Consider the following 13,953-nt stretch of genomic DNA (forward strand, 5'->3'; position numbering starts at 1 on the left):
GAGCCGACCCATGTCCGAAGACCTCTACCCCGTGAAGCCCCACATCCGGGAGCGGGCTCACATCAAGACCATGGAGGAGTACCACCGCCTGTACCGACTTTCCCTGGACAACCCGGAGTGGTTCTGGGGCGAGCAGGCCAAGTCCCTCACCTGGTTCCATCCCTGGCAGTCCGTCTTCGACGCGGACTACAACGAGGTGGACTTCTCCTGGTTCCTGGGCGGGCGCCTCAACGCCTGCTTCAACTGCGTGGATCGCCACCTGCCGCACCTGGGCGACAAGGACGCCATCATCTGGGCCCAGGACGAGCCCGGCGTCTACACCCACATTACCTACCGCGACCTCAAGCACCACGTGGCCCGCGTGGCGAACGTCCTCCTCTCCCACGGCGTGAAGAAGGGCGACCGGGTCTGCGTCTACATGACCATGATCCCCGAGCTGGTCTACACCATGCTCGCCTGCGCCCGCATCGGCGCGGTGCATTCCGTGGTCTTCGGCGGGTTCTCGGCGGAATCCCTGCGGGATCGCATCGTGGATGCCCGCTGCAAGGTCGTGGTGACCGCCAACGAGGGGCTGCGCGGCGGGAAGAAGGTCCCCCTCAAGAAGACCGTGGACCGCGCCATCGAGGGCATGTCCCTGGTAGAGACGGTCCTGGTGGCCCGGCGCACGGACAGCGACGTGCCCATGCAGCCCGGCCGGGACCTGTGGCTGGACGAGGAGGCCGCGAGGCAGCGCTCCACCTGCACCAACGAATGGATGGGCGCCGAGGACCCCCTCTTCATCCTCTACACCTCCGGCAGCACCGGGAAGCCCAAGGGCCTGCTGCACACCACCGGGGGCTACCTCACCTACGCGGCCTTCACCCACAAGCTGGTCTTCGACTACCACCCGGACGACATCTACCTGTGCGCCGCGGACATCGGCTGGGTCACGGGGCACAGCTACATCGTCTACGGCCCCCTGGCCAATGGCGCCACCACGGTGATCTTCGAGTCCACGCCGCTCTATCCGGACGCGGGCCGCTACTGGCAGGTGGTGGACGACCTGGGCGTGAACATCCTCTACACGGCCCCCACGGCCCTGCGCGCCCTGGCCCAGGCGGGCGACAGCTGGATCCACAAGTACAGCCGCAAGTCGCTGCGCATCCTCGGCACCGTGGGCGAGCCCATCAACCCGGAGGTCTGGCGCTGGTACCACGACGTGGTGGGCGAGGGCCGCTGTACGGTGGTGGACACCTGGTGGCAGACCGAGACCGGCGGCATCCTCATCACCCCCCTGCCCGGCGTCACCCCCACCAAGCCCGGCTCGGCAACCCTGCCGTTCTTCGGCGTGAAGCCCGTCATCGTGGATCCCTCCACGGGCGTGCCCATCGAGGGCAACGGCGTGGAGGGAGCCCTCTGCCTGGGCGCCCCCTGGCCCGGCCAGGCCCGGACGGTCCACGGTGACCACAAGCGGTTCCGCGAGACCTACTTCACCCAGTATCCCGGCTACTACTTCACCGGGGACGGCGCCCGGCGGGACGAGGACGGCTACTACTGGATCACCGGCCGCATCGATGACGTGATCAATGTCAGCGGGCACCGCCTCGGCACCGCCGAGGTGGAGAGTGCGCTCGTGGCCCACGAGGCCGTGGCGGAAGCCGCGGTGGTGGGCTACCCGCATCCCATCAAGGGCCAGGGCATCTACTGCTACGTGCTGCTCAACAACGGCTTCGCCGACAACCAGCAGCTCGTCGGCGCCCTCAAGGAGCAGGTGCGGCAGGTCATCGGCGCCTTCGCCGCGCCCGACGTCATCCACATCGCCTCGGGCCTGCCCAAGACCCGCAGCGGCAAGATCATGCGGCGCATCCTCCGCAAGATCGCCTCCAGCGAGTACGACGGCATGGGCGACATCTCCACCCTGGCCGAGCCCGACGTGGTCAACCGGCTCGTGGAGGAACACCAGAAAAGTCAGAATTGATGCCATCCGGGGGTTCTCCCTGCCACGCGTGCGTGGCAGGGAGCTCAGGGCTCGCTGCGCGCCTCCGCCTGACGCCACGCGGGGCGTGACTCGCACTCGCCTGACGGCTCGTGGAGACGGAGCCTCTTCCCAAGCCCCCGCGAAGAAGCCCGGCAAAGCCGGGCTTCTTCGTTCCCTTAACAGGGGGCTGGGTTCTAGGCCACTACAGCGGCAGATCTTTCGCGAACGCCCGCACCAGCGCCTCGAAGCGGCCCGCGGCGGCGGCGCCGGCCTCCAGCACTTCCTGGTGGGTGAGGGGCTGGGGCAGGATGCCGGCGGCCATGTTGCAGAGGCAGGAGATTCCCGCCACGCGCATGCCTTCGTGCCGGGCCACGATGGCTTCGGGCACGGTGCTCATGCCCACGGCGTCGGCGCCCATCACCCGGAAGGCCCGGATCTCCGCGGGGGTCTCGTAGCTGGGGCCCGTCAGGCCCAGGTACACGCCCTGGCGAAGGGTCTGGCCCAGGCGGGCGGCACAGGTGGCGAGGTGGGCCCGGAAGGCCGGGTCGTAGACGGCGGTCATGTCCGGGAAGCGCGGACCGGGCTCCACATTGGGGCCGATGAGGGGGTTCGTGCCGAAGAGGTTGATGTGGTCCGTCAGGGCCATCAGATCGCCCACGCCGAAGGCCGGGTTGAGGGCGCCGGCGGCGTTGGTGAGCAGCACGGCCTTCGCACCGAGTCGCCCGTAGAGGCGCATGGGCGTGACCACGAGGGGCATGGGATGGCCCTCGTAGAAGTGGAAGCGCCCCGCCTGGAGGACGATCTTCCGGCCCTCGAACTCGCAGAAGACCAGCTTGCCGCCGTGGCCGGCCACCGTGGGGGCCGGGAAGCCCGGGAGGTCCGTGAAGGGGACGGCCACGCCGGCCTTCGCCTCGGGGCTTTCCGCCAGGGCGCCCAGGCCTGAACCCAGGACGATGGCGAGATCCGGGACGAAGGGTGCCCGGGCCTGCAGGGCCTGGAGGGCGGAAGCGGCGGTCATGGCGTCTCCTGGGCGGAGGACTAGAGGCTGGGCGTGAAGCTCACGGTCACGATCACGTCGGGCTGGATGGCGCCCGGGCTCTTCAGCCGCACCCGCACCGGATGGTAGGCCGGAGGGGTCCGGTAGGCGGGGAGGGTGACGACATCCGTGGTTCCGCCGGCGCCGGTGAAGGCGAAGCTCCGGTCGATGTAGGGCAGGTCCAGATCCACCTCGCTTCCGGCCGCCAGGGCCGGGGAGATGCTCACGCCGATCACGTAGCGCCGGTCGGCGCTGAGGTTGAAGCCGCTGTAGAACACTTCGCCTTCGGACTGGTTCGGATAGCTGCCCCCCACCTGGACGGCCTTGGCCATGCTGAGGGTGAAGGGGGCCAGCGGGGTGGTGAGCGCATTGGGATCCGTGCCCCAGTTCACCACGAAGGAAGCCAGGGGCCCCGTGGTGGGCCGCGGCCACGGCATGCCGAAGGGAGTCGTGAGGGCGCCCAGGGTCGAGTCCGTGAAGATCGCTGCGAGATCGACCGGTTCGGCCGCGGTCTTGGACTCCTTGAGCCGGGCGACCTGGGAGTAGATGTTGAGCGGTTCTGAATCCCGGAGCCCGTCAGAGTTCGTCCTGCCGGGGGCCAGGAAGAGCCGGGCCGCGGCCAGGGGATCGATCTTGGCCCAATCGGTGGACGTCCCCGGGCTGGTGAGGCTGTTGGCCTTGAGGATGATCTCCCAGGCGAGGGCGCGGAGGGCGGGGGCGGCGTAGGGGGTGAGCTGGGCGGAGGTCAGCGTGCTCAGGTCCCGGATGTCGACGGCAGGCGCGGCCAGGCCGGTGCCCTGGGTGTCCGCCAGGTAGGGGGACTTCAGGACATCGGCGGCCATGGCCCCGGCCAGGCCTTCGATGCGCGCCATGTCCGGACTCAGGTCCGCGAGGGCCGCGCCGACAGGGAACAGGGGGGCCCGGGGGATGGAGAAGGTCCGGCCGGATCCGCTGGCGTAGAGGGCGCCGCGGGCGATCAGGGGCAGGATGACGCCTTCGTCCCACGCATCGTCGTTGGTCGGGCCGCCCTGGATGGATCCGAAATAGTGGAAGGTCTGGCGGAGGTAGTCGAAGGCCAGGGGGTAGACGGAATGGTCGAATTCCACGAAGGAGCCGCGGGGTTCCGATACGCCCGGAGCATAGTGGAGGTCGAGGACGCCGCCCGGGGTGGCCGTCCCGAAGGTGTTCCGGTAGCTGGCGACGGTGTCGCCGATGGCGAGGACACGGCTTCCGGTGCCCGTGGTCCTGCCGGACAGGCTGGTCTCAAGGATGGGGTGGGCCCCTTCGGGACCCATGAGGTAGCCGGAGATCAGGGTCGGATCGACCAGCCACCAGGCGTCCGAGAGCCCGACCGTGAAGTCGACGACGCTGTTTCCGGCCGGGAGGGCCGAGGGTGTCGGGTCTCCCGAGGGGGCGGTGCCATCCACGGCCTTGCGCATCGCGTAGCGGAGGCGGGTGGACTGGGGGACGGTGCTGTTGATGCCGGCCGGGTCGCCGATCAGGTTCACCGGGGTTCCGCCCCCGTCGAAGGAGCTCAGGAGCTCGACCATCAGGGGCTTGTCCTTGGCCACCGTCACGGCGTAGGCCCCATTGGCGTCGGTGTAGGTCGAATCATCCTTGGATGAGACCAGGATCCAGGAGGTGGACTTGGTCACCCCGTCGGGGTTGAGCTGGTCGTTGCGCTGGTAGACCCGGATCTTGGCGTACCGGGCGGGCATCGACTTGAGGTTCGCCGCCACGGTGCTGTCCACCAGTCCGGTGGGCACGCCATTAGCGTCCGTGGCAAGGGGCACCCGGCTGTAGGTGACGGTGCCCGAGACGGTGATGGTGGTGGCGGCGGCGGCGGTATCCCCGCTCTTCTTCCCCCCGCAGGCCAGCGCCGAGGCCAGAAGCACAACGGCCCCCAGGGCCCGAAGGGTAGCTCGGTACAACGGCATGACCACCTCAGAACGGCGAAAGGATCAAGTCTAGCATGGCGTCCGCGGCCGGTCCCGCGCCGGGACACGGTGGGGCGCTTCCTTCCAGTGCCGCGGGTGGCGCGGAGGTTCAGCGTGCCTGGCACCTCCCTGATGGGAGTCGCGGATCAGCGCTTGGCGCCGGTCCCCAGCAGGGCGTTCTGGGCGGCGAGGTCGGCGGAGACCTCTTCCTCGTCGTTGAGGACCGGCAGGGGATTCCGCTGGACGCCATCGATCTTGAGCTCGAAGTGGAGGTGCGGACCCGTGGCGTTGCCCGTGCGGCCCACCTCGGCGATCTTCTGGCCCCGGCGGACGATGTCCCCCTCATGGACCAGGTTCAGCTGGTGGTGGGCGTAGAGGGTGGCCACGCCGTTCCCGTGATCCACCACCACGAAATTGCCGTACTGCCTGTGCTTCCCGGCCATCACCACCTGCCCGTCCATGGCCGCGAAGACGGCCGTGCCGGCGGGGGCGTTGAGGTCGATGCCGCGGTGCCGGCCCTTGTAGCGGACCCGCTTCTTGCGCTGGTTCTTCACCCGCACGGTCTTGGTGCGCATGCGGGGGCCCCAGGCGGAGCTGATGGTCCGGGTCTCCACGGGCCAGAGCAGGTCGAGATGGCCCGGGTCGGCCGGCGTGAAGGTGGGCAGCAGGGCGTTCAGCTCGGCCTCGCTGACCGGCGGCATGACCGGCTGCATCCGGGCCAGGAGCTGGGAGGGGTTGTCGGGAGGCAGGTGCGCCTCGAGGTGGCCGGAGGTCGCGCCAGTCCGGGCCTCGGGGGTCACGGCGCGGACCTGGTAGGGCAGCAGACGCTCCAGGTGGGGCATGGGAGCCGGAGGCACGACGGCGGGCGCGGGCAGGGCGGCGAGGGCGGGCCGGGGCACGGCCGGGAGGGCCTGGACGGGCGCTTCGTCCGCATCCGCGGCCGCGGCGCGCGCCGAGAGCGCCGATGGCTTGGACGCGCGCACCTTCAGGCGGGCGCCCAGGGACAGCTTGGACAGCTTCCGTCCGGGGTTCAGGGCGGCCAGGTCGGCCAGGCTCAGGCCATGGGCGCGGGCGATGGCAGCGGCGGTCTCGCCTTTGCGCACGATGTGGACGGCACCATCATCGGCGGGCCTGGAGGAGGTCTTCTTGGAGGTCCGCTTCGGGGCGGCCTGGAGGCCGAGGCTGAGGGACGCGAGAACAAGGGTCAAGACGGCATGACGCATGAAAAAACTCCCGGCTGGAACGGAAAAGCCTGCTTCGCTAGGCCTCCTTGGGGGGGTCGTGACCCCGGTCGCGATGGAATAAGGAACAGTCCAGTCCCCAATCCTAGCGGGGTCCTGGAACCTTGCATATGCAAATGTTTTCCAACTGGCGTGGCAGGCTCAGGGCGCCCAGGGGCACCCTTCCCAGGGCAGGGTCACGGTGCCCCGCCGCCCCCCCTCCTTGCGGAGGAGACGGGCCGGCCCGATGGCCATGCCGTGGCTCACGGCCTTGAGCATGTCGTAGAGCACCAGCAGGCCCACCGTCACGCCGGCCAGGGCCTCCATCTCGATGCCGGTCCGCCCCTCGCAGCTCACGGCCACCCGGAGCCAGGCCCGCCGCAGGTCCGGATCCCAGTGGTGGACCACATCCACGGCCTCAATGGCCAGGGGGTGGGCCAGGGGGATCAGGTCCGAGGCCCGCTTCACGCCGCCCACCGCCCCGATCCGCGCCACGGACCAGGGATCGCCCTTGGGACCGCCGCCCTTCGACAGGGCCTCGGCCGCGGGCGCGTCCAGCTCCAGGTAGCCCGCGGCCACGGCCATGCGCCGCGTCACGGCCTTGGCCGACACGTCCACCATCTTGGGGCGGCCTTCGGGATCCAGGTGGGTCAGCTTGGCCATGAGGTCTCCGAAGTGGGGGCTTTCAGCAGGCTCGGCCTGCTGAAGGCCCGGGGGTCCGGGGGGACATCGCGAACGACGTGAGCAGGCGGTCCCCCCCGGATCATAGATAGGCCAGGAGGATGTCCCGCAGCGCCGCCGTGTCCGGCGCGTAGGCCCGGGGGCCGCAGGCGGCCAGGGCCTCCTGGGAGTAGAAGCCGTGGCCCACGGCCACGCTGGGCACGCCGGCATCCCGGGCCATGTCCAGGTCGAAGGGGGTGTCGCCCACCATGAGGATCTCCTCCGGGGCCAGGCCGGTCAGGGCCTGCATCTTCTCCAGGCTCTCGGGGTGGGGCTTGCCATGGGTGACCTCGTCGGGGGTGATGATGGGGTCGAACCAGGCCTCCCAGCCCCAGCGGGCCATCTGGCGCAGCAGGGGGACCCGGCGCTTGGAGGTGGCCACCGCCATGCGCTGGCCGCGCCCCCGCAGCTCCTCCAGCAGCTCGGGGATGCCCTCGAAGGGCTGCATCAGGTGCTCGTGCTCCGCGTGGCCGAAGCTGCGGTAGGCCTTGAGCACCGTGTCGTAGTCCAGGCCCAGGGGGCCGAAGGTGTTGCGGATGCCCGCCTCCACGGGCAGGCCCACGTACTTCAGCCATTCGTGCATGACCGAGCGGGGCTGGCCCAGGGCGTCCAGGGCGTGGGCCATGCCGGCCTCGATGAGGGGGCGGCTGTCCACCAGCGTGCCGTCGAAGTCCCAGGCGATGAGTTTCAAAGAGGCCTCCCTACTTTCATGATGGCAGACCGCATGGCAGGGCTTGGCCCTGCCATGCGGTGGGGGGCTCCGGGGGGGACATCGCGAGCGTCAGCGAGCAGGCGGTCCCCCCCCGGACAGCATTATGCCGAGGGCAGGTGCAGGGCCCGGACGAAGGTGGCCTCCGTGGCCTGCTGGAGCTCGGCGACCACGGCGGGCGGCACCGGCGAGTCCACCGAGAGCACCACCATGGCCTCGCCCTTCTTCTCGCGGCGGCCCAGGTTCATGAAGGCGATGTTGACGTCGTGCTGGCCGAGCAGCGTGCCGATCCGGCCGATCATGCCCGGGCGGTCCAGGTAGCTCAGGAGGAGCATGTGCTCCTCGGGCATGAAGTCCATGGCGTAGTCCCGCAGGCGGACGATGCGGGGGGTGCCTTCGAAGAGGGTGCCCGACAGCACGCGGGTCTTGCCGCTGCCCTCCAGGGTGAGGGTCACCAGGTTCGAGAAGGCGCCGCCGTCGGTGGACTTGCGCTCCTCCACCACCAGGCCCATGCGCTCGGCCACCAGGTTGGCGTTGACCATGTTCACGGGCTGGTCCGTGGCCCGGTCCAGCAGGGCGGCCAGGCCGCTCACGGTGAGGGGCGAGCAGTCGTGGTGGGCGATGGCGCCGGAGAAGCCGAAGGTGACGCGGTCCAGGCTGCCCTTCACCAGCTGGAGGCCGAACTCGCTGAGCACGGCCACGAGCTTGAAGTAGGGCCGCATCTGGTCCATCACGGCCGGATCGAAGCGCGGCAGGTTCACGGCGTTCTCCAGGGGCGTCCGGTCCAGGTAGTTGAGGATCTCCCGGGACACGTCGATGGCCACGTTCACCTGGGCCTCCTGGGTGTTGGCGCCCAGGTGGGGCGTGACCACCACCTTCTCGTGGCCGATGAGGCGCTTGAGCACCTCGGACTTGGGCGGCTCCTCGGACCACACGTCCACGGCCGCCAGGGCCACCTTGCCCGACTCCAGGGCCGCCAGCAGGGAGGGCTCGTCCAGGATGCCCCCCCGGGCCACGTTGAGGAGGATGACGCCCTCCTTCATCAGGGCCAGCTGGTCCGGGCCGATCATGCCGCGGGTCTCGTCGTTCAGGGGCGTGTGCACGGTGAGGATGTCGCAGGTGCGGCAGAGCTCGTCCAGGTCCGTGAGGCGCACGCCCAGGTCCTGGCCCCGCTTGGCGCTGACGTAGGGATCGCAGCCCAGCACCTCGCACTCGAAGGCCTTCAGCCGCGTGGCCACCCGGCCGCCCACCTTGCCCAGGCCGATGACGCCGGCGGTCTTGCCCTTCAGCTCCACGCCCGTGAACTTGGCCCGCTTCCATTCCCCGGCCTTGAGGCTGGCGTCCGCCGCCGGCACGTGGCGGCAGGCGGAGAGCAGCAGGGCCAGGGTGTGCTCGGCGGCGCTGTTGGTGTTGCCGAAGGGCGCGTTCACCACGATGACGCCCTTGGAGCTGGCGTAGTCCACGTCCACGTTGTCGATGCCCACGCCGGCCCGGGCGACGATCTTCAGGTTCGTGGCGGCGTCCAGCAGGGCCTTGTCCACCGTGGTGCCGCTGCGGGTGATGATGGCGTCGTAGCCACCGATGCAGGCGTGCAGCGCCTCCCGGGAGAGCCCCAGCTTCACGTCGAGCGTGACGCGCGGGTCGCGCTGGAGCAGGGCTAGGCCTTCGCCGGTCACCTCGTCGGTCACGATGATCTTCATGGAGCCCCCGGTCGGATCCTGATGCAGCGCCGCATTGGGAATCCACCAGGGTACCGGCGAAAGGCTTTCAAGACAAGGAATCGGGCGCCTACTCCCGGTAGACGATGATCAGGCCTCCTGGTCCGGCAGCAGCTCCGGGTCCGTGCCGAAGACGCCCTCCCACCGGGCCACCACCACGCTGGCCAGTCCGTTGCCGATGACGTTCACCGTGGTGCGGGCCATGTCCATGATCTCGTCCACGGCCAGCAGCATGGCGATGCCCGCCTCGCCCGGCAGGCCGAAGCTGCCGCAGGTGCCGGCGATGATCACCAGCGTCGCCCTCGGCACGCCCGCCACGCCCTTGCTGGTGAGCATGAAGGTGAAGACCATGAGCAGCTGCTGGCCCAGGCTCATGTGGATGCCCGCCGCCTGGGCGATGGTGAGGCTGGCCAGCACCAGGTAGAGGGTGGAGCCGTCCAGGTTGAAGCTGTAGCCCGTGGGGATGACGAAGCTGGCCACCTGGCGCGGTACGCCGAAGCGCACCACCTCCTCGAGCAGCTTGGGCAGGGCCGCCTCGCTGCTGGCGGTGCTGAAGGCCGTGAGCGCCGGATCCTTGATGGCCTTCACGAAGCCCAGGATGCGCACCCCCGCCATCCAGGCCACCGGCGCGAAGACCAGCACGAACAGCAGCGTCAGGGCCAGGTAGAGGCTGCCCACCAGCAGGCTGTACTGCTTGAGCAGGTGGAAGACGGCGGGCCAGCCCTTGATGAGGGTGCCGTTCACCGTGTGGCCGGCGGCCATGTGGCTCACGTTGTAGGCCATGGCGCCAAATACCCCCAGGGGCGTGAGGGTCATGACGAAGTCCGTGTACTTGAACATGGTCTGGGCCACGCCATCGAAGAAGGCCAGCACCGGCTGCCCCCGCTCGCCCACCTTGGTGAGGGCGATGCCGAAGATCGTCGCGAAGATCACCACCGGCAGAATGTCTCCGTCCGCCGCGTGCTGGATGAGGTTCGACGGGAACATGTGGAGGGCGATCTCCCAGCCGGTCTTGGCCTTGGCAGCGGCCACGGCCGTGTGGGCGCCCATGTCCATGGGCAGGTGGGCCCCGGGCTGCAGCCAGTTGGCCACGAAGAGCCCGATGAAGAGGGCCAGGGTGGTAATGACCTCGAAATAGAGGAGGGCCTTGGCGCCCATGCGGCCCACGGCCCGGATGTCGCCGGTCTGGGCGATGCCCACGATGATGGTGGAGATCAGCAGCGGGACGATGAGGCCCTTGATGAGGCTGATGAAGGCCTTGGAGAGGAAGCGGAAGGTGTCGTAGGCCCAGGGGTACTGGTCCTGGGGCAGGGAGCCGCCCAGGATCACGCCCAGGATCAGGCCCATGAAGATCCAGAAGGTGCTGGAGCGGTACCAGGGTCGTTTGACGGTCACAGAAACCTCATGGGGGAAAAGCCAGTTTGGCATGGGGTTCCTGTGACAGTCCTCCGGTAGAATTGAGCTTCATTTTGGAGTCTATGGAATGAACCCATCCAAGCGCTGGAACCTGCTCAACACGCTCTTCCTCACGGGCACCCTGGCCCTGGCCCTGGTGCTGGTGCCCTGGCGGCTGGCCACCTCGGGCCTGCGGTGGAGCGAAGGGCTGGTGTTCCTGGCCATGATCACCGCCGTGGGCACCGCCATCAGCGGCGGCTACCACCGGCTCTTCAGCCACCGGGCCTACAAGGCCTCCTGGCCCGTGCGCTTCCTCTTCCTCTGCTTCGGCGCCGCCGCCTTCGAGAACTCGGCCCTCAAGTGGGCCAGCGACCACCGGGTGCACCACCAGCACGTGGACACCGAGAAGGACCCCTACCAGATCGGCAAGGGCTTCTGGTACGCCCACTGGACCTGGGTGATGGAGGCCAAGGGCCTGCCCATCGCCGGCGTGGCCGACCTGGAGAAGGATCCCCTCGTGCGCTGGCAGCACCGGCACCACTTCCTCATCGGCGCCGTGGTGACCACCATCCCCCTCTGGATCGGCCTGGCCACGGGCAACGTCCTGGGCCACCTGGTCTTCGGCGTGGCGCTGCGCATCGTGATGACGCACCACACCACCTTCTTCATCAACAGCGCCGCCCACATGTTCGGCAGCCGCCCCTACACCGACGCCAACACCGCCCGCGACAACTGGCTCCTGGCGCCCCTCACCTACGGCGAGGGCTACCACAACTTCCACCACCTCTGGCAGTGGGACTACCGCAACGGCGCCCTCTGGTACCAGTGGGACACCACCAAGTGGGTGCTGAACGTCCTGGGCTGGTTCGGCCTGGTGGGCCAGTTCCGGCGCGTGTCCGCCGCCGCCATGACCCGGGCCCGCCTCCACATGGAGGAGAAGCGCCTGCGCGAGCGCCTGGCCCTGGCCAGCCCCGGCAGCGCCCACCCCATGCGCGACCGCCTGGCCGCCGCCCACCAGAAGCTGGACGCCGCCCTGGCCGCCCTGCACGACCGGCACGAGGCCTGGCAGGCCCGGAAGGCCGAGTGGAAGGCCAAGGGCCACGCCCGGGCCGAGGCCTGGCGCGAGGCCAAGGCCGAGCGCAAGGCCGCCCTGGCCCTGCACCGCGCCGAGCTGCGGGCCGCCTGGGCCGAGTGGAAGGCCGCCCGCCTCGAAGTGCGCTCGGCCCTGGTGTACGCCTGAGACTTGGCGTACGCCTAACCCTGGAGGGACCATGCGAGGCCATGCCAATGCCGCTTGCTGGTTTGAGATCTACGTCAAGGACATGCCCCGGGCCAAGGCCTTCTACGAGGGCGTGCTGGCCACCGAGCTGACGCGCCTGGAGGCCCCCGGCATCGAGATGTGGACCTTCGGAGGGGACCCCGAGAAGCCCGGCTGCGGCGGGGCCCTGGTCCACCTGGAGGGCGTGCCCTGCGGGGGGAGCGGGACCCTGGTCTATTTCTCCTGCGAGGACTGCGCCGTGGAGGAATCCCGGGTGGCGGCCCACGGAGGCAGCATCCACCGGTCCAAGATGTCGATCGGCCCCTTCGGCTTCATCACCCTGGCCACGGACCCCGAGGGCAACCTGATCGGATTCCACTCCCTGAAATAGCCGGGATCCAGTCAGGGGCCGCTCCGGCGCCACCTCGGCGCCCCATCCATCGGCACAGACCGCCGGGACCGGCAGCTGTGGGATCATGAACCTTCGTTCTTTGGAGCATCCATGGCTTCCTTCGACCTCCTCGTCATCGGCTCCGGCCCCGGCGGCTACATCGCCGCCATCCGTGGCGCCCAGCTGGGCCTCGCCACGGCCCTGGTGGAGAAGGATGCGGGCCTGGGGGGCACCTGCCTCCACCGCGGCTGCATCCCCGCCAAGACCTGGCTGGAGAGCGCCCACCGCTTCGAGCAGATGCAGGTGGCCGACGACTACGGCATCGACGGCGTGGACGCCAAGAGCCTGAAGGCCAACCTCGCCACCATCGTCAAGCGCAAGGGCCGCATCGTCCTGAAGAACGCCAAGGGCATCGAGTTCCTCATGAAGAAGAACAAGGTGACCGTGCTCAAGGGCTTCGGCAAGCTGCTGGGCGGCGGGCGGGTGGACGTGGCCGGCGAAGTGCACGAGGCCAAGCGCATCATCCTGGCCACGGGGTCGGCCCCCAAGCCCATCCCCGGCCTGGAAACGGATGGCGTCCGGGTGCTCAACAGCGACCACATCCTGGACCTCACCGAGCTGCCGAGCCACCTGGTCATCCTGGGCGCCGGCGCCATCGGCGTGGAGTTCGCCTCCGTCTTCAGCCGCCTGGGCTCCAAGGTGACCCTGGTGGAGTTCATGGACACCATCCTGCCCCTCGAGGATGAGGAGATCGGCCTGGAGCTGGCCAAGATCTTCAAGAAGACCTACAAGATGGACGTGCGCACCAAGACCAAGATCACCCGCATCGAGAAGCGGGACGACGGCGTGGTGTGCTTCCTCGAAGGCGAGACCCCCGGCGAGGTGGTGGGCAGCCACCTGCTGGTGGCCGTGGGCCGCGCGCCCATGGTGGAGGGCATCGGCCTGGAGGCCACCAAGGCCCAGGTGGACCGCGGCTGCGTCGTCATCGACAAGTTCATGCAGACCGGCGAGCCCGGCCTCTACGCCATCGGTGACATCGTGCGCACGCCCTGGCTGGCCCACGTGGCCAGCGACGAGGGCATCGTGGCCGCCGAGCACGCCGCGCAAAGCCTGGGCAAGGACGTGCATCCCCACCCCGTGCGCTACGACCGCTTCCCCGCCTGCACCTACTGCGATCCCGAGGTGGGCACCATCGGCCTCAACGAGAAGGCCGCCAAGGCCAAGGGCTACGACGTGCAGGTGGGCACCTTCCCCTTCGCCCCCATGGCCAAGGCCAACATCGTGGGCGAGCCCCACGGCTTCATCAAGATCGTGGCCGACAAGAAGTACGGCGAGATCCTCGGCATCCACATCCTCGGCCCCAAGGCCACCGAGCTCGTGGCCTCCAGTGTGGCCCTCATGGGCGGCGAGTTCACCGTGGACGAGCTCATCAACACCATGTATCCCCACCCCAGCCTGAACGAAGTGTTCCCCGAGGCGGCAAGGGCGGTGTATGGGCGGGCGTTGAATATGTAGGTTTTTGATTCATTAAGCGGGACACTAGGGCTTGAAAACGCGAAGAACCGCCCAACATGGGCGGTTCTTCGTATGTAGAAGGATTGGACTAACAAAT

General features: G+C 69.0%; 11 protein-coding genes. 4 read left to right on the top strand and 7 right to left on the bottom strand.

Annotated elements, in window-relative coordinates:
- Positions 1-10: 10 nt before the first annotated feature.
- Positions 11-1,957 carry an acetate--CoA ligase gene (gene acs, locus ML539_RS11030; protein ID WP_243323834.1) on the top strand — a complete coding sequence of 649 codons (1,947 nt, stop codon included), beginning with the start codon at positions 11-13 and terminating at the stop codon, positions 1,955-1,957.
- 202 nt (positions 1,958-2,159) lie between these two features.
- Here acs and ML539_RS11035 read toward each other — a convergent pair whose 3' ends face one another.
- The 7 genes from ML539_RS11035 to ML539_RS11065 all read right to left on the bottom strand — a co-directional run bounded on the left by ML539_RS11035 (position 2,160) and on the right by ML539_RS11065 (position 10,692).
- Positions 2,160-2,975 (bottom strand): purine-nucleoside phosphorylase, encoded by an 816-nt coding sequence (locus ML539_RS11035; RefSeq protein WP_243323836.1) that lies wholly within the window; start codon positions 2,973-2,975, stop codon positions 2,160-2,162.
- 20 nt (positions 2,976-2,995) lie between these two features.
- Positions 2,996-4,930 (bottom strand): hypothetical protein, encoded by a 1,935-nt coding sequence (locus ML539_RS11040; protein WP_243323838.1) that lies wholly within the window; start codon positions 4,928-4,930, stop codon positions 2,996-2,998.
- Positions 4,931-5,076: 146 nt separating this feature from the next.
- On the bottom strand, positions 5,077-6,153 hold the full coding sequence (locus ML539_RS11045) for a M23 family metallopeptidase (protein WP_243323840.1): 1,077 nt from the start codon (positions 6,151-6,153) through the stop codon (positions 5,077-5,079).
- 159 nt (positions 6,154-6,312) lie between these two features.
- Entirely contained in the window at positions 6,313-6,813 is a 501-nt protein-coding gene (gene moaC, locus ML539_RS11050) for a cyclic pyranopterin monophosphate synthase MoaC (protein WP_243323842.1), read from the bottom strand.
- Between the two features lie 100 nt (positions 6,814-6,913).
- The gene (locus ML539_RS11055; protein ID WP_243323843.1) at positions 6,914-7,561 is read right to left on the bottom strand and encodes an HAD family hydrolase; all 648 of its coding nucleotides are present in this window, start codon (positions 7,559-7,561) and stop codon (positions 6,914-6,916) included.
- Positions 7,562-7,683: 122 nt separating this feature from the next.
- Positions 7,684-9,279 (bottom strand): phosphoglycerate dehydrogenase, encoded by a 1,596-nt coding sequence (serA, locus tag ML539_RS11060; RefSeq protein WP_243323850.1) that lies wholly within the window; start codon positions 9,277-9,279, stop codon positions 7,684-7,686.
- A 108-nt stretch (positions 9,280-9,387) separates the two neighbouring features.
- Entirely contained in the window at positions 9,388-10,692 is a 1,305-nt protein-coding gene (locus tag ML539_RS11065) for a cation:dicarboxylase symporter family transporter (protein WP_243323852.1), read from the bottom strand.
- Between the two features lie 88 nt (positions 10,693-10,780).
- Between ML539_RS11065 and ML539_RS11070 the strand changes: the two genes are divergently transcribed.
- The 3 genes from ML539_RS11070 (at position 10,781) to lpdA (ending at position 13,856) form a co-directional block, all read left to right on the top strand.
- Complete coding sequence (locus tag ML539_RS11070) at positions 10,781-11,932, top strand: fatty acid desaturase (protein WP_243323853.1); 1,152 nt, start codon at positions 10,781-10,783, stop codon at positions 11,930-11,932.
- Positions 11,933-11,963: 31 nt separating this feature from the next.
- Positions 11,964-12,341 (top strand): VOC family protein, encoded by a 378-nt coding sequence (locus ML539_RS11075; protein ID WP_243323855.1) that lies wholly within the window; start codon positions 11,964-11,966, stop codon positions 12,339-12,341.
- Positions 12,342-12,452: 111 nt separating this feature from the next.
- Positions 12,453-13,856, top strand: coding sequence for a dihydrolipoyl dehydrogenase (gene lpdA / locus ML539_RS11080; RefSeq protein WP_243323865.1), 1,404 nt, complete (start codon positions 12,453-12,455; stop codon positions 13,854-13,856).
- Positions 13,857-13,953 lie beyond the last annotated feature (97 nt).

The organism is Geothrix sp. SG200, assembly GCF_022808935.1.
Classification (GTDB): Bacteria; Acidobacteriota; Holophagae; order Holophagales; family Holophagaceae; genus Geothrix; species Geothrix alkalitolerans.

Excerpts from the sequence above, each read along its gene's own strand:
- ML539_RS11040 (WP_243323838.1), bottom strand. The coding sequence starts at position 4,930 with ATGCCGTTGTACCGAGCTACCCTTCGGGCCCTGGGGGCCGTTGTGCTT.
- ML539_RS11070 (WP_243323853.1), top strand. The coding sequence starts at position 10,781 with ATGAACCCATCCAAGCGCTGGAACCTGCTCAACACGCTCTTCCTCACG.
- serA (WP_243323850.1), bottom strand. The coding sequence starts at position 9,279 with ATGAAGATCATCGTGACCGACGAGGTGACCGGCGAAGGCCTAGCCCTG.
- ML539_RS11075 (WP_243323855.1), top strand. The coding sequence starts at position 11,964 with ATGCGAGGCCATGCCAATGCCGCTTGCTGGTTTGAGATCTACGTCAAG.
- acs (WP_243323834.1), top strand. The coding sequence starts at position 11 with ATGTCCGAAGACCTCTACCCCGTGAAGCCCCACATCCGGGAGCGGGCT.
- moaC (WP_243323842.1), bottom strand. The coding sequence starts at position 6,813 with ATGGCCAAGCTGACCCACCTGGATCCCGAAGGCCGCCCCAAGATGGTG.
- lpdA (WP_243323865.1), top strand. The coding sequence starts at position 12,453 with ATGGCTTCCTTCGACCTCCTCGTCATCGGCTCCGGCCCCGGCGGCTAC.
- ML539_RS11045 (WP_243323840.1), bottom strand. The coding sequence starts at position 6,153 with ATGCGTCATGCCGTCTTGACCCTTGTTCTCGCGTCCCTCAGCCTCGGC.
- ML539_RS11035 (WP_243323836.1), bottom strand. The coding sequence starts at position 2,975 with ATGACCGCCGCTTCCGCCCTCCAGGCCCTGCAGGCCCGGGCACCCTTC.